This window comes from Halomonas getboli (assembly GCF_023094245.1).
In the GTDB taxonomy this organism is placed as follows: Bacteria; Pseudomonadota; Gammaproteobacteria; order Pseudomonadales; family Halomonadaceae; genus Halomonas; species Halomonas getboli.
This window is the reverse complement of the sequence record NZ_JALMEW010000006.1, coordinates 156,178-181,174: the sequence shown is the minus strand read 5'-3', so window position 1 is coordinate 181,174 and position 24,997 is coordinate 156,178. Positions and strand designations below refer to the sequence as shown.

Annotated in this window: 25 protein-coding genes and 1 other RNA gene; 12 read left to right on the top strand and 14 right to left on the bottom strand. The window is 70.6% G+C overall.

What is annotated here, in order from left to right; all coding sequences use genetic code 11:
* Positions 1 to 29: 29 nt before the first annotated feature.
* Positions 30 to 494, bottom strand: a complete 465-nt coding sequence (locus MYL53_RS13835) for a MarR family winged helix-turn-helix transcriptional regulator (protein ID WP_247854527.1) — start codon at positions 492 to 494, stop codon at positions 30 to 32.
* A gap of 125 nt (positions 495 to 619) precedes the next feature.
* Here MYL53_RS13835 and hmgA point away from each other — a divergent pair, with 125 nt between their 5' ends.
* From hmgA to maiA, 3 genes are all read left to right on the top strand, one after another.
* Positions 620 to 1,927, top strand: a complete 1,308-nt coding sequence (gene hmgA / locus MYL53_RS13830; RefSeq protein ID WP_247854526.1) for a homogentisate 1,2-dioxygenase — start codon at positions 620 to 622, stop codon at positions 1,925 to 1,927.
* Between the two features lie 63 nt (positions 1,928 to 1,990).
* On the top strand, positions 1,991 to 3,010 hold the full coding sequence (locus MYL53_RS13825) for a fumarylacetoacetate hydrolase family protein (RefSeq protein WP_247854525.1): 1,020 nt from the start codon (positions 1,991 to 1,993) through the stop codon (positions 3,008 to 3,010).
* Positions 3,011 to 3,021: 11 nt separating this feature from the next.
* On the top strand, positions 3,022 to 3,666 hold the full coding sequence (gene maiA, locus MYL53_RS13820) for a maleylacetoacetate isomerase (RefSeq protein ID WP_247854524.1): 645 nt from the start codon (positions 3,022 to 3,024) through the stop codon (positions 3,664 to 3,666).
* Positions 3,667 to 3,757: 91 nt separating this feature from the next.
* Here maiA and MYL53_RS13815 read toward each other — a convergent pair whose 3' ends face one another.
* Positions 3,758 to 4,603: a LysR family transcriptional regulator gene (locus MYL53_RS13815; protein WP_247854523.1), complete on the bottom strand. Its 846-nt coding sequence runs from the start codon at positions 4,601 to 4,603 to the stop codon at positions 3,758 to 3,760.
* A gap of 103 nt (positions 4,604 to 4,706) precedes the next feature.
* On the opposite strand from MYL53_RS13815, the gene MYL53_RS13810 reads away from it, so the two are divergent.
* The 3 genes from MYL53_RS13810 (at position 4,707) to MYL53_RS13800 (ending at position 8,309) form a co-directional block, all read left to right on the top strand.
* Positions 4,707 to 6,473: a SulP family inorganic anion transporter gene (locus MYL53_RS13810; RefSeq protein ID WP_247854522.1), complete on the top strand. Its 1,767-nt coding sequence runs from the start codon at positions 4,707 to 4,709 to the stop codon at positions 6,471 to 6,473.
* Positions 6,474 to 6,533: 60 nt separating this feature from the next.
* Positions 6,534 to 7,556, top strand: a complete 1,023-nt coding sequence (pyrB, locus tag MYL53_RS13805; protein ID WP_247854521.1) for an aspartate carbamoyltransferase — start codon at positions 6,534 to 6,536, stop codon at positions 7,554 to 7,556.
* 87 nt (positions 7,557 to 7,643) lie between these two features.
* Positions 7,644 to 8,309 (top strand): hypothetical protein, encoded by a 666-nt coding sequence (locus MYL53_RS13800; RefSeq protein WP_247854520.1) that lies wholly within the window; start codon positions 7,644 to 7,646, stop codon positions 8,307 to 8,309.
* Here MYL53_RS13800 and ruvX read toward each other — a convergent pair.
* From ruvX to MYL53_RS13760, 8 genes are all read right to left on the bottom strand, one after another.
* Entirely contained in the window at positions 8,306 to 8,746 is a 441-nt protein-coding gene (gene ruvX, locus MYL53_RS13795) for a Holliday junction resolvase RuvX (RefSeq protein ID WP_247854519.1), read from the bottom strand. The genes MYL53_RS13800 and ruvX overlap by 4 nt on opposite strands.
* Before the next feature lie 159 nt (positions 8,747 to 8,905).
* A complete protein-coding gene (locus MYL53_RS13790; RefSeq protein ID WP_247854518.1) occupies positions 8,906 to 9,466 on the bottom strand; it encodes a YqgE/AlgH family protein in 561 nt (186 codons plus the stop codon).
* Positions 9,467 to 9,537: 71 nt separating this feature from the next.
* Positions 9,538 to 10,461, bottom strand: coding sequence for an energy transducer TonB (locus tag MYL53_RS17340; protein WP_345740379.1), 924 nt, complete (start codon positions 10,459 to 10,461; stop codon positions 9,538 to 9,540).
* Between the two features lie 16 nt (positions 10,462 to 10,477).
* Entirely contained in the window at positions 10,478 to 11,446 is a 969-nt protein-coding gene (gene gshB, locus MYL53_RS13780) for a glutathione synthase (protein ID WP_247854517.1), read from the bottom strand.
* A gap of 218 nt (positions 11,447 to 11,664) precedes the next feature.
* A complete protein-coding gene (locus tag MYL53_RS13775; protein ID WP_247854516.1) occupies positions 11,665 to 12,348 on the bottom strand; it encodes a CvfB family protein in 684 nt (227 codons plus the stop codon).
* A 146-nt stretch (positions 12,349 to 12,494) separates the two neighbouring features.
* The gene (locus MYL53_RS13770) at positions 12,495 to 13,223 is read right to left on the bottom strand and encodes a 16S rRNA (uracil(1498)-N(3))-methyltransferase (RefSeq protein ID WP_247854515.1); all 729 of its coding nucleotides are present in this window, start codon (positions 13,221 to 13,223) and stop codon (positions 12,495 to 12,497) included.
* A 160-nt stretch (positions 13,224 to 13,383) separates the two neighbouring features.
* Entirely contained in the window at positions 13,384 to 13,890 is a 507-nt protein-coding gene (gene secB, locus MYL53_RS13765; protein ID WP_247854514.1) for a protein-export chaperone SecB, read from the bottom strand.
* Between the two features lie 42 nt (positions 13,891 to 13,932).
* Positions 13,933 to 14,355 (bottom strand): rhodanese-like domain-containing protein, encoded by a 423-nt coding sequence (locus tag MYL53_RS13760; RefSeq protein ID WP_247854513.1) that lies wholly within the window; start codon positions 14,353 to 14,355, stop codon positions 13,933 to 13,935.
* A gap of 211 nt (positions 14,356 to 14,566) precedes the next feature.
* On the opposite strand from MYL53_RS13760, the gene gpmI reads away from it, so the two are divergent.
* The 3 genes from gpmI (at position 14,567) to MYL53_RS13745 (ending at position 18,706) form a co-directional block, all read left to right on the top strand.
* Entirely contained in the window at positions 14,567 to 16,138 is a 1,572-nt protein-coding gene (gpmI, locus tag MYL53_RS13755) for a 2,3-bisphosphoglycerate-independent phosphoglycerate mutase (RefSeq protein WP_247854512.1), read from the top strand.
* The gene (locus MYL53_RS13750) at positions 16,135 to 17,292 is read left to right on the top strand and encodes a murein hydrolase activator EnvC family protein (RefSeq protein ID WP_247854511.1); all 1,158 of its coding nucleotides are present in this window, start codon (positions 16,135 to 16,137) and stop codon (positions 17,290 to 17,292) included. Before gpmI ends, MYL53_RS13750 begins: the two co-directional genes overlap by 4 nt.
* Before the next feature lie 97 nt (positions 17,293 to 17,389).
* Positions 17,390 to 18,706 carry a S41 family peptidase gene (locus MYL53_RS13745; protein WP_282103567.1) on the top strand — a complete coding sequence of 439 codons (1,317 nt, stop codon included), beginning with the start codon at positions 17,390 to 17,392 and terminating at the stop codon, positions 18,704 to 18,706.
* Positions 18,707 to 18,794: 88 nt separating this feature from the next.
* On the opposite strand, the gene MYL53_RS13740 is transcribed toward MYL53_RS13745, so the two are convergent.
* The 4 genes from MYL53_RS13740 to MYL53_RS13725 form a co-directional block, all read right to left on the bottom strand.
* The gene (locus tag MYL53_RS13740; RefSeq protein ID WP_247854566.1) at positions 18,795 to 20,033 is read right to left on the bottom strand and encodes a UbiH/UbiF/VisC/COQ6 family ubiquinone biosynthesis hydroxylase; all 1,239 of its coding nucleotides are present in this window, start codon (positions 20,031 to 20,033) and stop codon (positions 18,795 to 18,797) included.
* 50 nt (positions 20,034 to 20,083) lie between these two features.
* A complete protein-coding gene (gene ubiH, locus MYL53_RS13735; RefSeq protein ID WP_247854510.1) occupies positions 20,084 to 21,307 on the bottom strand; it encodes a 2-octaprenyl-6-methoxyphenyl hydroxylase in 1,224 nt (407 codons plus the stop codon).
* A gap of 181 nt (positions 21,308 to 21,488) precedes the next feature.
* A complete protein-coding gene (pepP, locus tag MYL53_RS13730; RefSeq protein WP_247854509.1) occupies positions 21,489 to 22,826 on the bottom strand; it encodes a Xaa-Pro aminopeptidase in 1,338 nt (445 codons plus the stop codon).
* A gap of 82 nt (positions 22,827 to 22,908) precedes the next feature.
* On the bottom strand, positions 22,909 to 23,496 hold the full coding sequence (locus MYL53_RS13725) for a UPF0149 family protein (RefSeq protein ID WP_247854508.1): 588 nt from the start codon (positions 23,494 to 23,496) through the stop codon (positions 22,909 to 22,911).
* A gap of 150 nt (positions 23,497 to 23,646) precedes the next feature.
* On the opposite strand from MYL53_RS13725, the gene MYL53_RS13720 reads away from it, so the two are divergent.
* The 3 genes from MYL53_RS13720 (at position 23,647) to MYL53_RS13710 (ending at position 24,817) form a co-directional block, all read left to right on the top strand.
* Positions 23,647 to 23,946 (top strand): cell division protein ZapA, encoded by a 300-nt coding sequence (locus MYL53_RS13720; RefSeq protein WP_016854149.1) that lies wholly within the window; start codon positions 23,647 to 23,649, stop codon positions 23,944 to 23,946.
* Between the two features lie 45 nt (positions 23,947 to 23,991).
* Positions 23,992 to 24,176: non-coding RNA, 6S RNA (gene ssrS / locus MYL53_RS13715), on the top strand.
* Between the two features lie 8 nt (positions 24,177 to 24,184).
* Positions 24,185 to 24,817 carry a 5-formyltetrahydrofolate cyclo-ligase gene (locus MYL53_RS13710; RefSeq protein WP_247854507.1) on the top strand — a complete coding sequence of 211 codons (633 nt, stop codon included), beginning with the start codon at positions 24,185 to 24,187 and terminating at the stop codon, positions 24,815 to 24,817.
* Positions 24,818 to 24,997: the final 180 nt, after the last annotated feature.

Genomic DNA, 24,997 nt, shown 5'->3' with positions numbered 1-24,997 from the left:
CGCCCGGCGCCAGCGCCGGACGCCTTTTCCTAGGATTCCAATTTCGCTAGCTGAGTCTCGAGCCGAGCCATCAGCTCGAACAGCTGGCGATACTCCTCGATCGACAGCGGCGCCACCAGCGCCGCCTCCCAGTCCCGCGCCTCGGGAATCAGCTCCTTCAGCAGCGCCTCGCCCGCCGCGGTGAGCCGCAGCTCGTGGCGGCGCTGATCCTCCGGCGCGGGTCGACGGCGGATCAGCGCCCGCGCCTCCAGCCCCTGCACCGCCCGCGAGACCCGCGCCTTGTCCATGCGCGTGGCCTCGCGAATCTCCTTGGCGGTCAGCTCCTCCTTGTGATGCAGCCAGGCCAGCACCCGCCACTGGGCCACCGTCAGGTCGTGGCGGGTCTCATAGAGGCGCGCCAGCGCCTGGCTGATGCGGTCGGCCAGGCTGTTGAGGCGATAGGGCAGGAACTGGTCGAGGTCGAAGCGTTCGGCGGGGGCATCGTCGTGGGTCATGGGCATCTCGTCGGGGCGGTGTCGGGCGTGCTACCAAGGTCGGGAGATGGTTGCATATGAAACCAATGGGGACTAGCCTGTCCGTATAGTTTCATCTGAAACCATATTCCCGCGAGGGCAACACAATGACAACACCGCTCGACCATCAGCCGGGCTTTGGCAACCACTTCGCCAGCGAGGCGCTGCCGGGCGCGCTGCCCGAGGGCCAGAACTCGCCCCAGCGCTGCCCCTACGGCCTCTACGCCGAGCAGCTCTCCGGCTCGGCCTTCACCGCGCCGCGCTCGCACAACCTGCGCAGCTGGCTGTACCGCATCCGCCCCTCGGTGGCCCAGAGCGCCTACGAGCCGCTCGACGCCGGACGCGTGGCCACCGCGCCGCCGGCGCGCCCCGCCGCCGACCCCAACCAGATGCGCTGGGACCCGCTGCCGATGCCCGAGGCGCCCACCGACTTCCTCGACGGCCTGCTGACCGTCGCCGTCAACGGCGATGCCGCCGCCCAGACCGGCTGCGGCGTGCATCTCTACGCCTGCAACCGCGACATGACCGAGCGCTTCTTCTACGACGCCGACGGCGAGCTGCTGATCGTGCCCCAGCTCGGCGCCCTGCGGCTGCGCACCGAGTTCGGCGAGCTCGAGATCGGCGGCGGCGAGATCGCGGTGATCCCGCGCGGGGTCAAGTTCCAGGTACGTCTGGCCAGCGGCTGCGACCAAGCCCGTGGCTACGTCTGTGAGAACTACGGCAGCCCCTTCGAGCTGCCGGGCCTGGGGCCGATCGGCGCCAATGGCCTGGCTAACCCGCGCGACTTCCTGGCCCCGGTGGCCGCCTTTGAAGAGGTCGAGGGCGACATCGAGCTGGTGGCCAAGTTCTCCGGACGCTTCTGGCGCACCCGGCTAGACCACTCACCGCTGGACGTGGTGGCCTGGCACGGCAACTACGCGCCCTACAAGTACGACCTGGCCAACTTCAACACCGTCAACACGGTGAGCTTCGACCATCCCGACCCGTCGATCTTCACCGTGCTGACCTCGCCGTCGGACACCGCCGGCACCGCCAACATCGACTTCGTGATCTTCCCGCCGCGCTGGATGGTGGCCGAGAACACCTTCCGCCCGCCCTACTTCCATCGCAACCTGATGAGCGAGTTCATGGGCCTGATCCACGGCGAATACGACGCCAAGGCGGAGGGCTTCCTGCCCGGCGGCGCCAGCCTGCACAACGCCATGTCGCCCCACGGCCCCGACGCCGAGACCTTCGACAAGGCCACCCAAGCCGAGCTCGAGCCCCGGTACCAGGGCGACACCCTGGCCTTCATGTTCGAGAGCCGCTACGTCTTCCAGCCTACCGAGACGGCGCTGGCGGCGGACTTCCGCCAGCGCGACTACGTCGACGTATGGCAGGGGCTGGCCTCGCACTTCGATCCGAACAAGCGCTGAGTTCCACCGTCGCCACTCCCCTGACAACGCATTCAACACGACCTCAATAACAGGAACGCCACCATGAAACTCGCCACCCTGAACGTCGGCCGCGACGGCGAACTGATCGTCGTCTCCCGTGATCTGACTCGCGCCGTGCGCGCCACCGACATCGCCGCCACCCTGCAGCAGGCAATCGAGCGCTGGGACGATCTCGCCCCGCGCCTCGAGGAGCGCTACGCGGCGCTCAACGCCGGCCGCGCCGAGGGCGCCTTCGACCTCGACGTCGCCGCCCTGCACTCGCCGCTGCCGCGCACCTACCACTGGGCCGACGGCTCCGCCTACCTCAACCACGTGCAGCTGGTGCGCCGCGCCCGCGACGCCGAGATGCCCGAGACCTTCTGGACCGACCCGCTGATGTACCAGGGCGGCGGCGACAGCTTCCTGGCGCCCACCGAGGACATCGAGGCCGTCAGCGAGGACCACGGCATCGACTTCGAGGGCGAGCTCGCCGTGATCACCGACGATGTGCCGATGGCGGTGACGCCGGAGCAGGCCGCCGGCCACATCAAGCTGATCATGCTGGTCAACGACGTCAGCCTGCGTGGCCTGATCCCGGGCGAGCTGGCCAAGGGCTTCGGCTTCTTCCAGGCCAAGCCGGCCTCCAGCTTCTCGCCGATCTGCGTGACCCCGGACGAGCTGGGCGACGCTTGGCAGGACGGCCGTGTCCACCTGCCGCTGACCGTGCACCTCAACGGCGAGAAGTTCGGCGAGCCCGAGGCCGGCCCGGACATGATCTTCGGCTTCCCCGAGCTGGTCGCCCACGCCGCCCGCACCCGCTACCTGGGCGCCGGCGCGGTGGTCGGCTCGGGCACCGTCTCCAATCCCGATGCCGACGGCGGCCCCGGCAAGCCGGTCGCCGACGGCGGTGTGGGCTACAGCTGCCTGGCCGAGGTGCGCATGGTCGAGAAGATCCTCCACGGCGAGAGCCGCACGCCCTTCATGCGCTTCGGCGACCGGGTGCGCATCGAGATGTTCGATCGCGAGGGCAAGAGCATCTTCGGCGCCATCGACCAGAAGGTCGTGAAGCACGAGGCGAAGTGAGGAGGCCGGCCATGACCACGCTACAGGGCTATTTCCGCTCGTCCGCCGCCTACCGGGTGCGCATCGTGCTCAACCTCAAGGGCCTGGCCTACGACCAGGCCCCGGTCGACCTGGTGGCCGGCGAGCAGCGCCATGAGGCCTATCTGGCCGACAATCCCCAGGGCCTGGTACCGACGCTGGTCACCGACGACGGCCGGCGGCTGACCCAGTCGCTGGCCATCTGCGAGTACCTGGAGGAGGTCCACCCCGAGCCGGCGCTGCTGCCCGAGACACCCGCCGAGCGCGCCCGTGTACGCGCCCTGGCCCAGCTGGTGGGCTGCGAGATGCACCCGCTCAACAACCTGCGGGTGCTCAAGTACCTGACCGGCGAGCTCGGCGTCGACGAGGCCGCCAAGCTGGCCTGGTATCGCCACTGGGTCCATGAGGGCTTCACCGCGCTGGAGGCCATGCTCAGCCGCGAGGCCGGCAGCGGCGCCTTCTGCCACGGCGACGCCCCGACCCTGGCCGACGCCTGCCTGGTGCCCCAGGTGTTCAACGCCGAACGCTTCGAGTGTGACCTCTCGGCCTACCCCCGCATCCGGCGCATCGCCGACAATGCCCGCTCCCTCGAGGCCTTCCGGCTTGCCGCCCCCGGCGAACAGCCGGACGCGCGCTGAGCGCCGGCCGCTGGGACGCCAGCCGCACCTTCCTGCATCTCCCATGAAGAAGGGCGCCAGCGGCGCCCTTCTTTTCGACATGAACGCTCACTCACTTGAGCTTGCCAAGCAGTTCCCGAATCAGCTCGCGATGCTCGCCGTGGAGGCGATAGGCCACGTAGGCCTTGAGCTCGATCGGCGGCGCGTCCTCGACCGGGAACAGCCGCTCCTCCCGGCAGTGGGGCGCTACGATGTCCCGCGGCAGGTAGGCGGCGCCACCGCATGTCAGCAGCAGGTTCAGGGCGATGCGCCCGCTGTTGACCCGGCCCCGCGCCAGCAGACGCTGGGGGAAATGGCCCTCATGGACGCTGGCGAAGGCGGTGCCCCACTCGACCCGGATGTAGCCGTCGCCCACCGCCTGCTCGGCGCGCTGGCCGGGGCGGCTCGACACCATCACCAGCGGGATGGTGGCCACCTCCTCGACGCCCACCTCGCGGAGGCGCGGGGTATCGTAGAGGAAGCCGACGTCGATCATGTTCTGCTCGAGCTTCTCCACCACCCGCAGCGGGGTGCTCTCCTCGGCGCGGAGGCCGAGCGTCGGGTAGGCGCGATAGATGTCGGTGAGCCACGCTTGGAGGAAGATGTCCCACAGGCTGGCGACGCCGGCCACCACCAGCCGCCGCTGATGGCGCTCGCTGAGCGCGGTGTCCTCATAGGCCCGCTCCCAGGCGTCGAGCAGGAAGCGCGCGTGGCGCTCCATGCGCTCCCCGGCCGGCGTCAGGCCGATGCGATGATGGCCGCGGCTGAACAGCGCCAGCCCCATGTGCGCCTCGAGCTGGCGGATGCGGGCGCTGACCGTGGAAGGCGAGACGCTGAGGCTCTCGGCGGCGCGGCCGAAGTTGCGCAGGCGGCTCACCTCGAGGAAGGTTTGCAGCAGTTGAGTATCCAGGGCGATCACCTTCGGTTTTACTGTTCATGAAGGCCAAAAAATTTTGTTTTTCAGGATAACGACTTTTTTCTAGGCTAGCGCCTCCCCTCCATTCGACACTCGAGGTTCCTCCATGGCGTCCCGACTCTCGCGTTACCTGCCGTTCCTGAGCTGGGGCCGGGACCTCGATCGCAAGATGCTCTCCGCCGATCTGATGGCCGGCCTCACCGGCGCCATCCTGGTGCTGCCCCAGGGGGTCGCCTACGCCTTCATCGCCGGCCTGCCGCCGGAAGTCGGCCTCTATACGGCCATCGTCGCCGCCACCGTGGCCGCGCTGTTCGGCAGCTCCTGGCACATGATCTCCGGGCCCACCGCCGCGCTCTCCATCGTGCTGGCCAGCGTGGTCGGTGGCCTGGGCGCGCTGTCGCCCGCGGAGTATCTGGGCGCGGCGATCACGGTCACCCTGCTGGTCGGGGTGATCCAGCTGGCCATGGGGCTACTGCGCCTCGGCAGCCTGGTCAGCTTCATCTCGCATACGGTGGTGATCGGCTTCACCACCGGCGCGGCGATCCTGATCGCCACCAGCCAGATGCAGCACGTGCTCGGCGTCGACGTGGACGGCCAGGGCTTCCTGGTCGAGCTGGCCGGGCTGATCCGCGCGCTGCCGGACACCAATCTCTACGCCCTGGCCATCGCCCTGATCTCGCTGATCACCTCGCTGGTGGCGCGGCGCCTCAATCGCCGCTCGCCGCACCTGCTACTGGGCCTGGCCGCCGGCAGCCTGGCCTGCTGGCTGATGGATGGCGCGAGTCACGGCGTCGCGCTGGTCGGCGCCCTGCCCGGCACCCTGCCGCCGCTGACGCTGCCCGAGCTGTCGCCGGACAGCCTGCGCACCCTGACCTCCGGCGCCTTCGCCATCGCCCTGCTGGGGCTGATCGAGGCGGTATCGATCGCCCGCGCCATCGCCCTGCGCTCGCGCCAGGTGATCGACGGCAACCAGGAATTCATCGGCCAGGGGCTGTCCAACATCGTCGGCAGTGTCTTCAGCTGCTACGCCAGCTCGGGGTCCTTCACCCGCTCCGGCGCCAACTACGACGCCGGCGCGCGCACTCCCCTGGCCTCGGTGTTCGCCGCCGTGCTGCTGGTGCTGATCCTGCTGTTCGCCCCGGGCATCACCGCCTACCTGCCGCTGCCGGCCATGGCCGGCGGCATCCTGCTGATCGCCTGGAACCTGATCGACGTCCACCACATCGTGCAGCTGGTGCGCGCCAGCCGCCACGAGGCCATGGTGCTGGCGGCCACGGTCGCCGCCACCCTGCTGGTGGCGCTGGAGTTCGCCATCTACATCGGCGTGCTGCTGTCGCTGGTGCTCTACCTGAAGCGTACCTCGCGCCCCACCGTGATGGAGGTGGCACCGCGCCAGGACCATCCGCGCCGCCACGTGCGCAACGTCCATCGCTACGAGCTGACCCAGTGCCCGCAGCTGAAGATGCTGCGCATCGACGGCTCGCTGTTCTTCGGCGCCATCGACCACGTGCAGCGCCGGCTGCGGGTGTTCAGCGCCGCGCCGGGTACCCGGGTGCTGATCGTCGGCAAGGGCATCAACTTCATCGACACCGCCGGCGTCGAGCTACTGCTGCAGGAGGCCGAGCGCCTGCGCGACCAGGGCGGCGACCTGATGATCAGCTCGCTCAAGGGCACGGTGATCGACGAGCTGCGCCGCCGCGGCGACCTGGCGCGGCTGGGCGAGGAGCGCTTCTTCGAGTCCACCGAGACGGCGCTGGCCAGCATCGTCCCCACGCTGGATCCGGAGGTATGCCGCACCTGTACCCTGCGCGTCTTCGACGAGTGCGCCCAGATGCCCGCGCCGGACGAGGATATCCTGGCGCGGGAAGGCTGAAGCCAGGCGCCACGCGGAGTACACTAGCGCGCGACCCCCACCGCCAGCCGAGGCCCGCGCATGAGTTCTCACCTGCTCTCCGTCGATTCCCTGTCCCGAGACGCTGTCGATCACCTGATGCGCGTAGCGGCGCGCATGGAGCCGATCGCCCAACGCCGCAAGGTCACCCGGGTGCTGGAGGGCGCGGTGCTCGGCAACCTGTTCTTCGAGGCCAGCACCCGCACCCGCGTCAGCTTCCACACCGCCTTCTGCCGGCTCGGCGGCAGCGTCTGCGACACCACCGGCTTCACCTTCTCGTCCATGGCCAAGGGCGAGTCGCTGTATGACACCAGCCGGGTGATGAGCGGCTACTGCGACGCCATCGTGATGCGCCACCCGGAACAGGGCGCGGTGGCCGAGTTCGCCCAGGCCACCAACGTGCCGGTGATCAACGGCGGCGACGGCCCCGGCGAGCACCCCAGCCAGGCGCTGCTCGATCTCTACACCATCGACAAGGAGTTCGCGCGGCGCGGCAAGGCCCTCGCCGGCGCTCACATCCTGCTCACCGGCGACCTGAAGTTCGGCCGCACCGTACACTCGCTGATCAAGCTGCTGTCGCTCTACGAGCCGATGCGCCTGACGCTGGTTTCGCCCCCGGGTCTGGAGATGCCGCAGCACCTGATCGAGCTGGTCGCCTCCCGCGGCCATCGGATCGAGACCCGCGAGAGCCTGGCCAGCGATTTCTCCGACGTCGACGTGGTCTACACCACGCGCATCCAGAAGGAGCGCTTCACCGCCGAGATGAGCGAGGGCTTCAGCCTGTCGCGGGAGTACACGGTGGACAAGGCGTTCATGGACCGGCGCGTCAACGACCACGCCATCGTCATGCACCCGCTGCCGCGCGACAGCCGCCCGGACGCCAACGACCTGGACGTCGACCTCAACGGCGACCCGCGCCTGGCGATCTTCCGTCAGACCGACAACGGCATCCCGGTGCGCATGGCGATCTTCGCCACCCTGCTGCAGGTCGAGGACCAGATCGAGAAGGACCTGCGCGACGTGCGCTGGTTCGTGCCGAAGACTCTCGGCGTGGACGATGCCTGACGGCCAATAGATAGCGCCGGGGCGGCCCGATCGGCAGGATTCTCCTAAGCTGGCAGGAACACCACCGAGCGACGGGAGGGCGTGCCGATGAACCTGCAACGGGCCTATGCGCTGCTGGCGATCTTCTATACCGCGCTGCTGGCGGTGGGCGTGATCGCCGTGGTGATGGGCGGCGGCACGACGCTGGCGCTGCTTTACCTGGCTATCGGCGCGGTGACCGTGGCCGGACTCTGGGGCTATCTGCGCGGCCGCCGGGTCATGAGCTTCCGCAGCTGGCGACCCTTCGTCGGGGTGCTGGTACTGGGCATCGCCGTCAGCGTCTGGCGACTGGTCGCGGGCTCGCCCTCCGGCACCGAGCTCACCTGGCTGCTGGCCTACAGCATCTTCGCCGCGCCGCCGGCGCTGCTGCTGTTCCGCTACGGCGATCACGACCAGGACCTGTGGGCCACACCCGCCGAGCTCGAGGGCGGGGAGGCCCTGAGCGGGCGCCTGGAACACGAGCGGGAGCTGACGATGCAAGGGCGAGACGCCATCCGCCCGGCCGTGGTGCGCGTCAGCCGCGAGGGCGGGCGCTACCTGGCGCGGGTGGAGCGCGGCCGGGGCGAGGCGATGGAGCGCTTCGAAGCGTGCTTCCGCCGCCCGGCGACGCTGGCCTTCTTCATCGAGACGTTCGCCGGCATCGACGTGCGGGAAGCCCTCGGCGTGCCGCGCCGCGGGCTGGACGCTTCAGGCCAGCAGGAGGGAGCGGCCTAGCGGGGCAGGCCTTCGCGGTCGGCCAGCCAGCCTTCGAGAATCAGCACCGCGGCCAGGCCGTCGACGCTGTCCTCGCGGTAGTTGCCGCGATGCCCGGCCTCTCGGGCGATGCTCTTGGCCTCGCGGGTCGAGCCGCGCTCGTCGGCCATCTCGCAGGGCACGCCGTAGCGGCCGTACAGCCGCTTGCCGAACTTGCGCGCGCGGGTGCTCATCACGCTCTCGCTGCCGTCCATATTGAGCGGCAGGCCGACCACGAACAGGTCGGGCCGCCACTCGTCCACCAGCCGCGCGATCCGATCCCAGTCGGGGATGCCGTCGCGCGCCGGCAGCGGCTCCAGGGCCCGGGCGCTGGCGGTGAGCTCGTTGCCCACCGCCACGCCGATGCGCCGGGTGCCGAAATCGAAGCCCAGGATCAGGCGCTGGCCGCTGGCGCTCATCGGCAAGTCTCCTCGAGGCGGCACCCGACCGGCGAACGCGCCGAGCGACGGCCAGGCAAGGCGCCCGGAGACGAGCCAGCGGAGTTGACGCGGGGTTCAATGAGCATGGCGAGTCTCCGGGCAACACCGCCTGGGCGAGCGCAGGCCGTTCCGTACATGTCAGCTGTGGCCCGCTTCGCGGGTCATCAGGTTCAGATCGACGCCCAGCAGGTTGGCACTGGCGCCCAGGCGCTGCTCCGGCGGCACCTCGAAGAGCACGTCGGCGCGCCCCTCGACGGTCAGCCAGGTGTTGTCCATCAGCTCCTGCTCGAGCTGGCCGGACTCCCAGCCGGCGCAGCCCAGACAGACCAGGAACTTCTCCGGGCCGCGGCCGGCGGCCAGCGCCTCGAGTACGTCCATGGAGGTGGTCAGGGCGATATCGTCGGTCACCTGCAGGCTGGAGTCCCACTGCTGGCTGTCACCCTCGTGGAGGATGAAGCCGCGGTCCTTGTGCACTGGGCCGCCGTAGTAGACGGGGGCACTGAGGTGCGGGCTGGCGCTGCATTCGAGTTCGAGCTGCTCGAACAGCGCCTCGAGGGTCAGCTCCTCCATGGGATGATTGACGATCACGCCCATGGTGCCCTTGTCGTCGTGGTCGCAAAGGTAGCTGAGGGTGCCGGCGAAATTGGGATCTTCCAGGTGCGGCATCGCCATCAGGAAGTGGTTTTTCAAGCTTTGCATGGAGCTCCCCAGCGGAAGGCGGCGCGCATCGGGCGCGCTGCCATGTGTCTGCGCGCGCCGTCGTTCGGTGCCTAGCGCACGCCGTAATCGTTGCCTTCGCCGAACCGCCAGATGCGGGTGATGGACAGGCTGTCCAGCTCGCCCATGCCCGCATCGAAGGGGCGATACGGCGCGGCGCCGTGGACGGTGTCCAGGGCCGCCTGATCGAGTTCGGAATGTCCCGAGGATTGTATCACTTCCGCCCGCCTGACCTGACCGTCGCGGCCGATCACCACGCGGATGCGCAGCTGACCGTCCAGCTCCGGCGGCGCAGGATGGACGCGGTTGCCGTAGTCCTCGACCCGGTGCGTCCAGTCGTCGATGTAGCGGGCCTCGGCGGCCCGCTGGGCCGCCGGCCGCGCCGCCCCCGCGGCGTCGCCGGCATAGTCGGCGGACAGCCCCTGCTCGCGGATGCTGGCGGTGGCCTGGGCGAGCAGATCGCGGCCCGAGGTCGAGGGCACGCTGGCGGCCGCGGGGGCGGTGGCCTCGGCCGAGCGGGGCGCACTCTCGCGCGGCTCGGGGCTGGCCGTCTGCTGCGGTCGCTCGGCGATGGCCGGCGCCTCCGGCACCGGGGGCGCCTCGGGTTCGGGAGATGCCTGGGCCTCGGGCTCGGCCGGCGTGGCCGGGTCCACCGCCTGGTCGACCTCCGCCGGCGGCGTCGACGACTCGGCCCGCGGTGCGGCGTGAGACTCCGCCGGCGGCGATTCGACCGCCTCGCCGGCGGCGCGCTGGGCCGACTCGGCCAGCGCCTCGGCCGCCACCGGGGCCTCGGCGGGCCGTGTCACCAGCACCACGTCGAGGCTGGTGCGCTCCGGCGGCGCCGGGGCAAACTGGCGGCTGGCCACCACGCCGATGATCACCAGGTGCAGCAGCAGCGACACGCCCCAGGCCAGCCAGTGGCGGTAGGGGCGCGTCACCGGCGCATAGCGGATGGGATCGTTGACGGGGGCGGCCACGGCGGCGTCTCCCGGGTCAGCCCCGGCGCGCGGCGAGGCGGTCGGCGACGGCGTCCATCAGCTGGCCGGCAATGTCGGTGCCGCGCTGGTCGTCGATCTCGCGCACGCAGGTCGGGCTGGTGACATTGATCTCGGTGATGTAGTCGCCGATCACGTCGAGGCCGACGAACATCAGGCCCTTCTCGCGGATCATCGGCTGCACCTGAGCGATCAGCCAGCGGTCGCGATCGGTCAGCTCGCGGCTGACGCCCTGGCCACCGGCGGCCAGATTGCCGCGGGTCTCGCCGGCGCTGGGAATCCGCGCCAGCCCGAACTCGACCGGCTCGCCGTCGACCAGCAGGATGCGGGTGTCGCCGTCCTTGATCTCCGGCAGGTAGCGCTGGGCCATGATCTGGCGACTACCGCGCTCGGTGAGGGTCTCGATGATCGCGCCCAGGTTACGGCCGTCCGGCTGGACGTGGAAGATGCCGCTGCCCCCCATGCCATCGAGGGGCTTGAGGATGACGTCGCCGTGCTCGGCGTGGAAGGCGCGCAGCTCGGTCTCGCGGCAGGACACCAGGGTCGGCGCGCAGCACTGCGGGAACTGCTGGGCAAACAGCTTCTCGTTGCACTCCAGCAGCGCTCGGGTGGGGTTCATCACCAGCACGCCCTCGCGCTCGGCGAAGCCCAGCAGGTGCACGGCGTTAAGAAAGTGGCCGTCCACCGGCGGATCCTTGCGCATCAGCACCACGTCGAGCTCGGCCAGCGGGCGCGCCTCGGCCCCGCCCAGCGTGTACCAGCGCTCGGCGTCGCGGAACACCTCGAGCTCGCACATCCGGGCGTGAGCCCGACCGTCGCGCAGGAACAGGTCTTCCTGCTCCATGTAGTGCAGCGACCAGCCGCGGTCCTGGGCGGCCCACAGCATGGCCAGGCTGGTGTCCTTCTTGAAGCTGAGGTCGGCGATGGGATCCATCACCACGCCGACCTTGAGGGGGCGTTGGCTCATCGGTCTACTCGTCTGCGCCGGGCGGTCCCGGCGGGGAATGATGGCTGGCAGTATGCCGCAGGGCCGCCATGGACTCCAAGGCGATCGGGGGCAGCAGTGGCGCGCAGCGCTGATCCGTCGTCAGGCCTCCAAGGAGGCGCTGTAAACCCATCCCTGGGCGCTACCGACGCCATCCTTGGCGTAGGACCTCCTTTACGGCCTGCCCCCGGCGCGCTGCGCTAGGAGGCGCCGTGAGAATCCTGCTCCCCGCCGGGCGCGAAGCGGATACCGCCGCTCTCGATGGTGATGCGACGCTGCTTGTAGAGCCGGCCGATGGCCTGCTTGAAGGCGTTCTTGCTGACCCCGAGCCGGGCCTTGATCTCGCCGGCCGGGCTGGCGTCGGAGAGCGGCAGGTAGCCGCCACTTTCGCGCAGCGCCTTGAGCACCGCCTCGCCGACCACGTCGAGCCGCGCCGGGCCCGGCGGCAGCAGCGACAGGTCCAGGCGACCGTCCTCGCGGACCCGTTTCACGTGGCCCTCCAGGCGCTGGCCGCGTCGCAGCGGCCGGGTCACGTCGTCGTGGTAGAGCAGGCCCCAGAAGCGGCCGTCGACCACCGCCTTGTAGCCGAGATCGGTCTGATCGGCGATCACCAGCGCCACGGCGCTGCCGGCGGCCAGGCCCTCGGCGTGATCGGACAGGTAGCGGTCGAGACGCTGGGTGGCGAAGGGCCGTTCGCGGTCGTCCTCGCGGATCATCACCAGCACCCGGCGCCCCACCGTGGGGCGGAAACGCTGCTCGCCGAAGGGCAGCAGCAGGTCCCGCGAGTGGCCCCAGTCGAGGAAGGCGCCGGTCTCGTTGACCTTCACCACCGGCAGGTAGGCGACCTCGCCGACGCTGGCTCGCGGCTCGCGGGTGCGGCGCATGGGCTCACGACGGGAATGGGCCGCGCGTGGGGCGGATCGGCGGGAGTCGGACATGATCGGGATTCCACTGCGAGTGTGCCGTCATTATGGGCGTGGCCCGACGGCGGGAAAAGGCGCCGGGCGCGAGGGGCCAGGGCGAACGGGGCTCAGAGGTCGCCGAAGCGATCCTGCAGCAGCGTCAGGGCGACCACCGGGGCGGTCTCGGTGCGCAGGATGCGCGGCCCCAGGGTCAGGGCGGCAAAGTCGGCGTCGGTGGCGACATCGATCTCGGCGTCCGAGAGGCCGCCCTCGGGGCCGATCAGCAGCGCCGCGCGGGCGATGGCGTCCTCGCGCTCCAGCGCGCCCGGGGTGCCGGGATGCAGCACCAGCCGCAGCGCCTCGTCGCGGCCGGCCAGCCAGTCGGCGAGTCCGACCGGCGGATGCACCGGCGGCACGGTGGCGCGGCCGCACTGCTCGCAGGCGCTGGCGGCCACGGCCTGCCAGTGGGCCAGCTTCCTGGCCTCGCGCTCGCCCTTGAGACGCACGTCGCCGTGCTCGGTGTAGAGCGGGGTGATCTCGGCCACGCCCAGCTCCACGGCCTTCTGGATCGCGTAGTCCATACGATCGCCCTTGGAGATCGCCTGACCCAGGTGCACCGCCAGCGGCGACTCGCCGCGACCCTCATGAACGGCCCCGATGCGGGCCACCACGCGCTTGCGGCCGGCCTCGACCAGCACCGCCTCGGCCTCGCTGCCGTGGCCGTCGAACAGCACCAGCGGCGCACCCTCGCCCAGGCGCAGCACCCGGGCCACGTGGCGCGCCGGGCCTTCCGGCAGGACGACGTCGGCGCCGGCGGTCAGCGCGGCGGCGACATGGATACGGGGCTTGATCGCCATGGAGGGGAGGCTCTGCGGTGGTTCGTACGATGCGATGCGCTTTTCCGGGTCAAGGCGTTGCGAGGGCGCTGTGAACCCATCCCTGGGCGCTACTTTGACCATCCATGGTCAAAACCCCTCGCGCCACCTTGCCCCGGCGCGCATCGCTGTGGGCAGGCGCTTACTGCGCGGCCTGCTCGCCCTGTTGCTGCTGCTGGGCCTCGCGCTGCTTCTTCTGGGCGTAGATCGCCTCGAAGTTGACCGGCGAGAGCATCAGCGGCGGGAAGCCGCCACGGTTGACCAGGTTGTCGATGCACTCACGCGCGTAGGGGAAAAGCATGTTCGGGCAGAAGGCGCCCAGGGTGTGGTCGAGCTGGGAACCCTCGATGCCGCCGATGCGGAACAGGCCCGCCTGCTCGAGCTCGGCCAGGAAGGAGGTGGTGCCTTCCTCGCTGTGAGTCACCTGGGCGGTGACCTTGATCACCACTTCATAGAGGTCCTCGCCGACCTTCTGGTACGTGGTGTTCAGGTCCAGGCCGACCTTGGGCTTGAACGGCTGCTGGAACACCGCCGGGGAGTTCGGCGCCTCGAAGGAGATGTCCTTGACGTAGATGCGCTGCAGGGCGAACTGCACCTGGGGCTTGTCCTGGCCGTTGGCGCCGCTGTTCGGGTTGTTGTCTTCCGCCATGGAAAGCAATCCTTTGGTCGTTGGAGTATTAAGAGGGCGTGATCACTTCTTGACCAGCGGCAGGCCATCGGTCTGCCACTGCGCCATGCCGCCCTTGAGCTTGTAGACGCGCTCGAAGCCGGCCTTGGTCAGCTTGGCCATTGCCACGCCGGCGGTCTGGCCGTGCTTGCAGGCCACGATGATCGGCTTGCTCTTGAACTTCTCGAGCTCGCTGAGGCGGCCGTCGAGGCTGCTCTGCGGAATGTTGCGCGCGCCGGCGATATGGCCCGCCTTGAAGTCGTTCTTGTCGCGGATATCGAGCACCACGGCGTCCTCGCGATTGACCAGCTGAGTGGCCTCGCTGGTGGTCACACCGTTGGCCCCGCCGCTGCGGATCTCGTAGGCGATCCAGGCGACCAGCACCAGCGCGAAGGCGGCGACCAGTAGCGGGTGGTTCTGCACGAATTCGAACAGCTGATCGATCATGATTCGGAAAGACTCTTTTTCGGGTACGCGGTGAACGAAACCGGCCGGGCCGGCGGCGCCCAGTATACATGATGCCGTGGGACCGCCGAGGGCGCGCGATATGACGCCCGACGGGGCCGTGCGATATGATGCCGCAAGCAGAGGCAAGTCGCGACCCCGCCCAAGGCCGTAGCGCCGAGGCGGCAACGACCCAACCAAGAGGCTTCGACGCATGACCGACTCATCGACCCCGACTCCCCGCCCGGTGGCCCTGATCATTCTCGACGGCTACGGCTACAACCCGGATCCCACCGACAACGCCATCCTGGCCGCCAACACGCCGGTGATGGACGGGCTGTGGGAGACGCGTGCCCACGCCCTGGTGCATACCGACGGCCGCTACGTGGGGCTGCCGGACGGCCAGATGGGCAACTCGGAAGTCGGTCACATGAACCTCGGCGCCGGGCGCATCGTCTACCAGGACTTCACCCGCATCACCAAGGCCGTCGAGGACGGCGCGCTGGCCGACAACGCCATCCTCACCGCCCCGCTGGACGCCGCCGCCGAGGCCGGCCGCGCCGTGCACCTGCTGGGCCTGCTGTCGCCGGGCGGCGTGCACAGCCACGAGGATCATATCCTGGCCATGGCCGAGCTGGCCGCCCAGCGCGGCGCCAGGCGCATCTACGTGCACGCCTTCCTCGACGGCCGCGACACCGCGCCGAAGAGCGCCCGCGCCTCCATCGAGCGCACCAACGCCCGGCTAGCCGAGCTGGTCGGCGCCGAGAACGGCTACGTGGCCTCGCTGATCGGCCGCTACTTCGCCATGGACCGCGACAACCGCTGGGATCGCGTCGAGCAGGCCTATCGCCTGGCCACCGAGGGCACCGCCGAGCACGTTGCCCAGAGCGCCGAGGCCGGCCTGGACGCGGCCTACGACCGTGGCGAGACCGACGAATTCGTCACCGCCACCGCCATCCTCAGCGGCGACGTCCCGGTGCGCATGGAGGACGGCGACGCCGCCATCTTCATGAACTTCCGCGCCGACCGCGCCCGCGAGCTGACCCGCGCCTTCGTCGAGGACGACTTCGCCGGCTTCGAGCGCCGGGCCCGCCCGCGGCTGGCCGGCGGCAGCCTGGTCACCATGACCCAGTACGCCGCCGACATCCCGGCCCCGGCCGCCTTCCCGCCGGAAGAGCTGCACAACACCCTGGGCGAGGTGATGGAGAAGCGCGGCCTGACCCAGCTGCGCATCGCCGAGACCGAAAAGTACGCCCACGTCACCTTCTTCTTTTCCGGCGGCCGCGAGGCCGAGTACGAGGGCGAGACCCGCGTGCTGGTGCCCTCGCCCCAGGACGTGAAGACCTACGACGAGAAGCCCGAGATGAGCGCCGTGGAGGTCACCGACCGCCTGGTCGAGGCCATCGAGTCCGGCGCCCACGACCTGATCGTGTGCAACTACGCCAACGGCGACATGGTCGGCCACACCGGCGACTTCGACGCCGCGGTCAAGGCCGTCGAGGCCGTCGACGCCTGCGTCGGCCGCGTGGTCGAGGCGCTCGAGAAGGTCGGCGGTGCCTGCCTGATCACCGCCGACCACGGCAACGCCGAGCAGATGGTCCACCCCGAGACCGGCGCCGCCCAAACCGCCCATACCACCTTCGACGTGCCGCTGATCTACGTCGGCCCGCGTCCGCTGCAGCTGGCCCAGGACGGCCGCCTGTGCGACCTCGCCCCGACCCTGCTGACGCTGATGGATCAGCCGGTGCCCGAGGAAATGACCGGCCGCGTGCTGATCGAGGCGTGAGCCGACGGCGCACCCCGGCCCGGTGGCCATGGCTGCCGGGCCTCGCTCTTGTCATCGCCCTGAACACCGCCCAGGCGGCCCGGGTCGATGAGCGCCAGGCCCAGCAGCGCCTGGACGCCATCGGCGAGCACATCCAGGCGGCGACACAGGACCTCTCTGCCACCCGCGATGCCCGGGACGACGCCAACGAGGCGCTGCGCGAGGTCGAGACCTCGCTGGCCGAGACCCACCGCCGCCTGGACGAGCTCCAGGCCGAGAAGCGCGACCTGCGCGACCAGGTCCACGCGCTCGAGACCCGGCGCGACGCGCTCAAGGCCGAACGTCAGCAGCAGCTGGATGCCATCGGCGAGCAGCTCGACGCCCTCTACCGGCTGGGCCTGACGCCGCAGCTCAAGCTGCTGCTCAATCAGGACGACCCGGCCCGGCTGGACCGGCTGCAGACCTATCTCAACCGCCTGACCGACGCCCGCCAGCAGCGCCTCGACCAGCTCGAGCGGCTGGACGCGGCGCTGGCCGACAACCGCCGGGCGCTCGATGAAAGAAGCGCGCAGCTGGACCGGCTCGCCGACGAGCTCGAGGCGCGCGGCGCCGAGCTGGCCCGCCAGGTCGACGAGCGCGAACAGCTGGTGGCGAAGCTCAATGATCGCTTCGCCAGCGAACAGGCGCGGCTGTCCGAACTGGCCCAAGACCGCGCCCACGCCGAGCGGGTGCTGAACCAGGTGCAGGAACGCCTGGCGCGCCTGCAGCAGCCGCCGCCCTCGACCGACATCGCCGCCACCCAGGGCGATCTGCCCTGGCCGGTTCAGGGCAGCGTGACCTCGCGCTTCGGCCGCGGTGACGGCGTGCACCGCAACGGCCTGGTGATCCGCGCCGCCGAGGGCACGCCGGTCGAGGCGGTGCACGCCGGCCGAGTGGTGTTCGCCGACTGGATGCGCGGCTTCGGCAACCTGCTGATCCTCGACCACGGCGACGGCGTGATGACCCTGCACGCCCACCTGCAGCGCTTCACGGTCGGCGTCGGCGAAGCGGTGAGCGAGGGCGAGACCGTCGGCACGGTGGGCGCCACCGGCGGCCAATCGTCCCCCGGGCTCTACTTCGAGGTGCGCCGCCACGGCGAGCCCATCGACCCCAGCCGCTGGATCGCCCGGCGCTAGACCCGCTATTCATTAGCGTCCGCCGCCACGCTATTCCAATCGCGTCCGGCGCCACGCTATGCTGAAGCCACATCTCCGACCAGCCACGAGAACGCGCATGCCTTCGACGAACGCCCCGCTGCGGCAACTGAAAGCGGCCCTGCTGCCGGTCGCCCTGATGATTCTGCCGCTGCCTGCGCTGGCCGCTCCCGCCCCCTCGCCGGCGGACGACGACCTGCCGGTGGCCGAGATCCAGGCCTTCGCCGAGGTGTTCGAGCGCATCAAGCGGGCCTACGTCGAGGAAGTCGACGACGCCACCCTGCTACACAACGCCATGCGCGGCATGCTCAACGAACTCGATCCGCACTCCACCTATCTGAACGCCGAGGACTACCGTAGCCTGCGCGAGTCCACCCAGGGCGAGTTCGGCGGCGTGGGCATCGAGGTCGGCAAGCGCGACGGCCAGCTCACCGTGATCACGCCCATCGACGACACCCCGGCCTCCCGCGCCGGCCTCCAGGCCCAGGACGCCATCCTGCGCATCGACGACACCCCCACCGAGGGCATGTCGCTGCAGGAGGCCGTCGACCTGATGCGCGGCGACCCCGGCACCGAGATCCGCCTGACCATCATGCGCGAGGGCGAGAGCGCACCGCGCGAGGTCAGCGTCGAGCGCGAGGTGATCCGCACCGAGAGCGTCAAGCAGGAGATGCTGGCACCGGGCTACGGCTACGTGCGCATCAGCCAGTTCCAGACCCGCACCGGCGAGCAGGTCGTCGACGCCCTGGACGCGCTGCGCGAGGACGGTCCGCTGCAGGGCCTGGTGCTCGACCTGCGCAACAACCCCGGCGGCGTGCTGCAGGCGGCGGTCGACGTGGCCGACGCCTTCCTCGACCACGGCCTGGTCGTCTACACCGAGGGCCGTCTGCCGGACAGCGCCATGCGCTTCTCCGCTCACCGCGACACCGCCGCGCCGGACGTGCCGCTGGTGGTGCTGATCAACGGCGGCAGCGCCTCGGCGGCGGAGATCGTCGCCGGCGCCCTGCAGGACCAGCGCCGCGGCGTGCTGATGGGTACCGAGAGCTTCGGCAAGGGCTCGGTGCAGCAGATCATGCCGCTGGGCGACGACGAGGCGCTGAAGCTGACCACCGCCCGCTACTTCACGCCCAGCGGGCGCTCCATCCAGGCGCTGGGCATCGAACCCGACGTGCAGGTGGTGCGCGGCCGCCTCGAGGTCGCCGAGAACACCGGCCTGCGCGTGCGCGAGGCCGACCTGGAAGGCCACCTGGCCGGCAACGGCAAAGCCCAGACGAGTGGCGAGATGAGCGAGCGACTGCGCGACGACTACCAGCTCGGCGAGGCGCTCAACCTGCTCAAGGCGCTCAACGTGCTGGGCGAGCGCGGCGCCGCCGCCGGCCAAGGCCGCGACGGCTGACGCCGCGCCCGGCAGGCGGCGAGGGCTCTCCGCGACAGACGAGAGCCCTCGGCCTGGACAAGCGCCCTCAGCGACTCATCAAGAGTCCTCAACGGCACGAAGCCGGCAACCGCCCCCGTCGCCCGGCCGCCTGCTGCATCAGCAGCCGCTTGAGCGGCGACAGGCGATCGACGCCGGACATGCCCAGGTTACGGACCAGGGTCAGCGCCGGATGGCGGGCCCCGAACAGCAGCCGAAAGCCGTCCATCAGCTTCAGCATGGCGGCATTGTCGCCGCGGCGGCGCCGCGCATAGCGCGACAGCCAGGCCTCGCTGCCCAGCCCCACGCCGCGCCGACGCGCCGTCAGCAGCTCCTCTGCCAGCACCGCAGCGTCCATCAGCCCCAGGTTCACGCCTTGCCCGGCCAGCGGATGGATGCTGTGGGCGGCATCGCCCACCAGCGCCAGTCCCGGCAGCACATAGCGTTCGGCGTGGCGCTGGGTCAGCGGCACCGCCAGGGCACCATCGACCGCCTCCACCTCGCCCAGCCGGCCGTCGAAGGCCGTGGTCAGCGCTCGGCCGAGCGCCTCGGAAGAGAGGCCACAGAGCCGCTCGGCGTGCTCCGGCGTGGTCGACCAGACGATCGAGCAGTAGTGGTCGTCGCCCTCCACCGTCAGCGGCAGGAAGGCCAGCGGGCCATCGCCCAGGAAGGCCTGGCGCGCCACGCCGCCGTGGGGCTCGGCGGTGCGCACCGTGGTCACCAACGCCGAGTGGCCGGTCTCTCGCGCCGTCACACCGATGCCGGCCAGCTCGCGCAGCGGCGAGCGGGCGCCGTCGGCGGCCACCACCAGCGGGGCGTTCAGGCGCTCGCCGCCGTCCAGCACCAGCGTGCGGCCGGCCGGCCCGTCCTCGAGGCCCGTGACCCTGGCCCCGAAGCGCCGGGTCACCGTCGGCAGACCCGCCAGCCGCGATTCCAGCGCCGCCACCACCACGTCGTTCTCGACGATATGGCCGAGCACCGGCAGGCCGGCCTCCTCGGCGGTGAACGCCACCTCGCCGGTGCCCTCGGCGTCCCACACGCGCATGCCGCGATAGGGCGTCACGCGCCGGCCCTGCATCCACGCCCAGGCGCCCAGACCCTCGAGCAGGCGCTGGGAGACCGGCGTCAGGGCGCTGACCCGCCGCTCCGGCCGGCCGCGGCCCACGGCCTCGGCGTCCAGCGGCGCCGGGCGCGCATCCACCAGCGTCACCGCTATCCCGGCTTCGCCCAGCAGGCAGGCCAGGGTCGCGCCGACCATGCCGCCGCCGACGATGATCGTCTCGCCGGCCGGCGTCGCGTCGCGGCGCATGCCGCTCGCCTCGTCATTCACGCAGTCGTCCTTCTTCACGGGCGCCGCCGTCATCGTTCCACCCCCATGGCCCGGCGGGCCAGGGTGCGGCGCAGCGGGCCCATCAGGTTGAGCCCCACCAGGCCGGCGGCCCGGGCATGGGATAGCAGTGTGCTGTCGAGCCCGAACAGCCGGATCAGGCCGTCGCTGAAGCGGATCACGTCGTGGCGGTCACCGCCGCGGCGGGCCTCGAAGTCGCCCAGGGTGGCGGCGCTGCCGGCGGCATCGCCGCGCGCGGCGCCGGCCTCGATGGCGGCCACCAGGTCCATCACCCCGCGCAGCGCCAGGTTGAAACCCTGGCCGGCCACCGGATGCAGCGAGTGGGCCGCGTTGCCCATCACCGCCAGTCCGGGCCGGGTGGTCTCCCGGGCCGTGACCAGCGACAGCGGATAGGCGTGGCGCTTGCCGACCCGGCGGAAGCGCCCGGCGCGGTCGCCGAAGGCGCGCTGCAGCTGAGCCAGGAAGTCGCCGTCGGAGAGGGCCAGGCGATCGGTCTCCTGGCCCGCCTCATGGGTCCAGACCAGTTCCATGGCCTGGCCCTTGAGCGGCAGCAGGGCGATCGGGCCGTCGCCAGTGAAGCGCTCGTAGGCCCAGCCATCGTGGGGCCGGTCGACCTCGATGCCGGCGATCAGCGCGACCTGATCGTAGGGCCGCTCTCGGCTCTCGATGCCGAGGCGCTCCTTGAGGCCCGAGCGCCCGCCGTCGGCCAGCACCGTCAGCCCCGCCTCCAGGCAGGCGCCGTCGGAGAGCGTCAGCCGGTGGCCGCCGGCCACGGGCCGGATCGCCTCGACCCTGGCCGGGCAGTGCCAGTCCAGCGGCAGCTGGGCCAGGCGGCGATGCAGCACGCGCCCCAGCCAGGCGTTGGGAATCACCTGCCCCAGGGCCTCGCTGCCGAGCTCCTCGGCGTTCAGCCGGGTCGCCCCCAGACGGCCCTGCTCGCTGACGTGGATGCGGCGGATCGGCGAGGCCTGCTCGGCCAGGCCGTCCCACAGCCCCAGGGTGCGGAAGTGCGCCACCGAGCCCTGGGCGATGGCGCTGGCCCGGGCATCGAAGCTCGGCTGCCAGGGCGCGTCGAGATTCGCCGTCACGGGCGCGGCCTCGATCACCGCCACCGTCAGCCCCAGCCGCTCGATCAGCGGCGCCAGGGCACAGCCCAGGCTGGCCCCCACCAGGCCGCCGCCAACGATGGCGATATCCACCTGCCGCGGGGCCTCGCCCCCGCCCAGATCGCTCATGGCCGGCTCCTCTCTTTCCTCATGGCGTTCCTCACGGCTGTCATCACGGCTCGCATACTCACGACTCTCATCCTGACGGCCCTCGTTATCGGCGCTGTGCGTGTGGGGCCGAGGCACCGTTCGCGACCGAGATTTCATAATGTAAGTTACGTAAAACGGATGCTATGAAGTCCGCTAACGATCATTTCTTGACCATCAGCGCCTCAATATCGGCCACCCGCTTGGGCACGCCGGCGGTCAGCACCTCGTGCCCGGCCTCGGTCACCGCCACATCGTCCTCGATGCGGATACCGATGCCACGATAGGCGACGGGAATGTCGTCATCCTCGGGCACGTAGAGCCCCGGCTCGATGGTCAGCACCATGCCCGGCACCAGCGGGCGCGGCTCGCCGTCCTGGCGATACTGGCCGACATCGTGGACATCGAGGCCCAGCCAGTGGGAGGTGGCGTGGAGATAGAAGCGCCGCCAGGCCTCGTGCTCCAGGCAAGCCTCCAGCTCGCCGTCGAGCAGGCCGAGCTCGATCAGCCCCTGGGTGAGGTCACGCACCACGCCGCGGTGGATCGCGGTCAGGGTGGTGCCGGGGCGCACCGCCTCGATGGCGCGCTGCTGGGCGCCGAGCACCACCTCGTAGAGGGCGCGCTGCGCCTCGCCAAAGCGGCCGCCGACCGGGAAGGTACGGGTGATGTCCCCGGCATAGAGGTCGAACTCGGCGCCGGCGTCGATCAGCACCAGATCGCCGTCATGCAGCGCATCGGCGTTCTCGATGTAGTGCAGCACACGGGCATTGGCACCGCCAGCGACGATGCTGGCGTAGGCCGGGCCGCTGCCGCCCTGCCACAGGAACTCATGCTCGAGCTCGGCCTGCAGCTGGTACTCGGTGAGGCCGGGGACACAGGCGCTCATCGCCCGGCAGTGGGCCTTCGCGCTGACCGCGCCGGCATGGCGCATCAGCGCCAGCTCCGCCGGACTCTTGACCAGGCGCTGCTCGTGGAGGCGCGCGGACACGTCGGCGAAGGCCAGCGGCGGCCGCGCCCCACGACGGGCGCCGGCCTGCAGCTCGGCGCGGATCGACTCGGCCAGGTGCAGCGCCTCGCTGTCGTCCAGCGGCAGGTAGAGGGCGGTGCGGCCGTCGAGCAGCGCAGCGAGAGCTTCATCGCGCTCGGCATTGCCGAAGGCCTGGTCGAGGCCATGCACGCGCTCGGCGCCTTCCGCGCCCAGCCGGCGCCCGGTCCAGGCCTCCATCTCGGGGTCGCGATCCTGGCAGAACAGCACGCTCTCGCCATCTTCCCGCCCGGGCAGCAGCAGGAGCAGGGCATCGGGCTCGGGGAAACCGGTCAGGTAATGGAAGTCGCTGTCCTGACGGAAGGCGTATTCGCTGTCACCGGAGCGGGTCACCAGCGCGGCGCCGGGCAGCAGCACGGCGGCATCGTCGGGCAGCGAGGCCATCAGGCGGCGGCGGCGCTCGCGGAATTCGGCCGCGCCGATGGCGGCAGGGCGGGGCAGGATCTCGGGCGGCATGGCAGCTCCTCGGGCAGGCGGGAGCCCCGCCACGCGGCGGGGCCGGACATCACACGGTGCCGGGCCGGCGGCCCGGACCGGCTCAGTGCTTGGTGTAGGACTCGGGGTCGTCGACCTTCTCGACCTGCGGCTGGCCGGGGTGCTGCTCGGTGTAGAGCATCATGGCGGCCATGCGGGCGTGCTCGGTGAGGGCGAAGAGGTCGTTCTCGTTCTCCGGGTCGTCATCGAGGTCGGTCTCGATGTTGGTCAGGCCCTTGAGATCGTCGACCGCCTCGCGCAGCGGCTCGGACCACTGCTTGCGCGGCGCGTCGCCGGCGTCCTCGATCACCTCGAGGAAGCCCAGGGTCCAGTCCTTGAGGCCTTCGGCCCGCTCGGCCAGGGAGAACAGGTCGTCGGGCAGCAGCGGCTCGTAGTTCATCTCGCTGGCCGACAGCGCTTCCACGGTCTGGCGGCGCCAGCCCAGCAGGCGCTCGGCGGACGGCTCGTCGCGGGGCTGCTCGACGCCCAGGTTCTGGCACACGATCTCCAGCCATCCCTCGGCGCTGAGATCGTGCAGCGCCAGCGAGGCGCACAGGCGCCCGTCGAGAAAGGCCGGCGACTGCATGCTGCCGTGCAGCAGGAAGGTGTCGGCGATGTCGGAGAAATCCTGACGTTCGTTGATCAGAGACATGGGACCATCCGGTGCGAGGGCCGCGCGGCGCGTTGACCGGCCGCAAACGGCTCTCTTATAGTGACTTGACGTACGTATACCCCACGATGTTAACGCATCGGGCCCCCATGGCGCCGCACCCCGCGCGCTCCGGGCCCGCCGGAGCCCCCCATGACCGACGCCTCGCGGCCCACCACCGAGATCACCCTGCTGGAGCGCCAGTACGTCATCGCCTGTCCGCCGGACGAGCAGGACAAGCTGGAGCGCGCCGCCCGCTACCTGGACCGCGCCATGCAGGGCATCCACGCCCAGGGCAAGGTGGTCGACCGGGAGAAAGTCGCCATCATGGCGGCCCTGAACATCACCCACGAGCTGCTCGAGACCCTCGAGGAGCGCCGCGCCGGCGAGAAGAGCCTCGGCGAGCTCAGCGCGCGCCTGGAGAAGGCGCTGGCCGACGCGCCCTCGCGCTGAGGATTCTTCCCTTTGGACGCAGGCCTGGCTCTGCTAGGATAGAAGCGTTCCCTGGGGTGTTCGCCAGTCGTTAAGTCCCTCGAGCCTATGCGCAGTACCCAGGGGGCCAACAGCTAGTCCGGACCCGTGTGCATGTCCGTGCGACGGAAAGCCTGACGGTCCGGCTGCGGCCACCCACCTTGAACCACAGGGTTCAAGGGCCAGAATGACAGCGGCACTCTGGGGAACTCCTTTCTGCATGACCGATCTTCACGACACCGCCGCCTGCCCCGTGCGTGACGACGAACGACGCGCCCTGCGTCGCGAGCTTCGCCGTCGCCGACGCCGGCTGAGCGCGCAAGAGCAGGACCAGGCCGCCCGGCGGCTATGCCACCAGCTACGGCGCCTTCCCGAAGTGCAGCGCGCCCGACGCGTGGCCCTCTACCTGCCCAATGACGGCGAAATCGACCCGACCCGACTGATGCCCTGGCTGAACGGCCGCGGCGCCCGCGTCCATCTGCCCGTGCTGCGCCCGCTTTCCCACAACGCCCTGTGGTTCGTGCACTACCACACCGGTACGCCGATGGTGACCAACCGCTTCGGCATCCCCGAGCCCTGCACCCGGCACGGCGCCCATCGCGCCCGCCGCACCCCGGCCTGGGCACTGGACCTGATCCTGATGCCGCTGGTCGGCTTCGACGACGACGGACAGCGCATCGGCATGGGCGGCGGCTTCTACGACCGCACCCTGGCCTTCACCCGCGGCCGCGGGCCGCGTCCGCGGCTGATCGGCCTGGCCCACGACTGCCAGCGCGTCGAGCGCCTGCCGGTGGCGCCCTGGGACGTACCGCTCGATGCCATCGTCAGCGACCGGCGCGTGGTGCGCCCCTGACGCCCGGCCGGAACGCGGCCCACGAAAAAGCGGTCGATGCCTGGTGGCATCGACCGCTTTTTTTCGGGAATCGCTCCGCTCGGCGCCTACTGGCCGACCAGCGCCTGGGCGTAGCCGGTGGCCACGACACCGATCCCGAAGATCAGTACCAGGATCATGACCAGGTCGGGCTTGCGCTTC

Excerpts from the sequence above, each read along its gene's own strand:
- MYL53_RS13835 (WP_247854527.1), bottom strand. The coding sequence starts at position 494 with ATGACCCACGACGATGCCCCCGCCGAACGCTTCGACCTCGACCAGTTC.
- hmgA (WP_247854526.1), top strand. The coding sequence starts at position 620 with ATGACAACACCGCTCGACCATCAGCCGGGCTTTGGCAACCACTTCGCC.
- MYL53_RS13825 (WP_247854525.1), top strand. The coding sequence starts at position 1,991 with ATGAAACTCGCCACCCTGAACGTCGGCCGCGACGGCGAACTGATCGTC.
- maiA (WP_247854524.1), top strand. The coding sequence starts at position 3,022 with ATGACCACGCTACAGGGCTATTTCCGCTCGTCCGCCGCCTACCGGGTG.
- MYL53_RS13810 (WP_247854522.1), top strand. The coding sequence starts at position 4,707 with ATGGCGTCCCGACTCTCGCGTTACCTGCCGTTCCTGAGCTGGGGCCGG.
- pyrB (WP_247854521.1), top strand. The coding sequence starts at position 6,534 with ATGAGTTCTCACCTGCTCTCCGTCGATTCCCTGTCCCGAGACGCTGTC.
- MYL53_RS13800 (WP_247854520.1), top strand. The coding sequence starts at position 7,644 with ATGAACCTGCAACGGGCCTATGCGCTGCTGGCGATCTTCTATACCGCG.
- ruvX (WP_247854519.1), bottom strand. The coding sequence starts at position 8,746 with ATGAGCGCCAGCGGCCAGCGCCTGATCCTGGGCTTCGATTTCGGCACC.
- MYL53_RS13790 (WP_247854518.1), bottom strand. The coding sequence starts at position 9,466 with ATGCAAAGCTTGAAAAACCACTTCCTGATGGCGATGCCGCACCTGGAA.
- gshB (WP_247854517.1), bottom strand. The coding sequence starts at position 11,446 with ATGAGCCAACGCCCCCTCAAGGTCGGCGTGGTGATGGATCCCATCGCC.
- MYL53_RS13775 (WP_247854516.1), bottom strand. The coding sequence starts at position 12,348 with ATGCGCCGCACCCGCGAGCCGCGAGCCAGCGTCGGCGAGGTCGCCTAC.
- MYL53_RS13770 (WP_247854515.1), bottom strand. The coding sequence starts at position 13,223 with ATGGCGATCAAGCCCCGTATCCATGTCGCCGCCGCGCTGACCGCCGGC.
- secB (WP_247854514.1), bottom strand. The coding sequence starts at position 13,890 with ATGGCGGAAGACAACAACCCGAACAGCGGCGCCAACGGCCAGGACAAG.
- MYL53_RS13760 (WP_247854513.1), bottom strand. The coding sequence starts at position 14,355 with ATGATCGATCAGCTGTTCGAATTCGTGCAGAACCACCCGCTACTGGTC.
- gpmI (WP_247854512.1), top strand. The coding sequence starts at position 14,567 with ATGACCGACTCATCGACCCCGACTCCCCGCCCGGTGGCCCTGATCATT.
- MYL53_RS13745 (WP_282103567.1), top strand. The coding sequence starts at position 17,390 with ATGCCTTCGACGAACGCCCCGCTGCGGCAACTGAAAGCGGCCCTGCTG.
- MYL53_RS13740 (WP_247854566.1), bottom strand. The coding sequence starts at position 20,033 with ATGCGCCGCGACGCGACGCCGGCCGGCGAGACGATCATCGTCGGCGGC.
- ubiH (WP_247854510.1), bottom strand. The coding sequence starts at position 21,307 with ATGAGCGATCTGGGCGGGGGCGAGGCCCCGCGGCAGGTGGATATCGCC.
- pepP (WP_247854509.1), bottom strand. The coding sequence starts at position 22,826 with ATGCCGCCCGAGATCCTGCCCCGCCCTGCCGCCATCGGCGCGGCCGAA.
- MYL53_RS13725 (WP_247854508.1), bottom strand. The coding sequence starts at position 23,496 with ATGTCTCTGATCAACGAACGTCAGGATTTCTCCGACATCGCCGACACC.
- MYL53_RS13720 (WP_016854149.1), top strand. The coding sequence starts at position 23,647 with ATGACCGACGCCTCGCGGCCCACCACCGAGATCACCCTGCTGGAGCGC.
- MYL53_RS13710 (WP_247854507.1), top strand. The coding sequence starts at position 24,185 with ATGACCGATCTTCACGACACCGCCGCCTGCCCCGTGCGTGACGACGAA.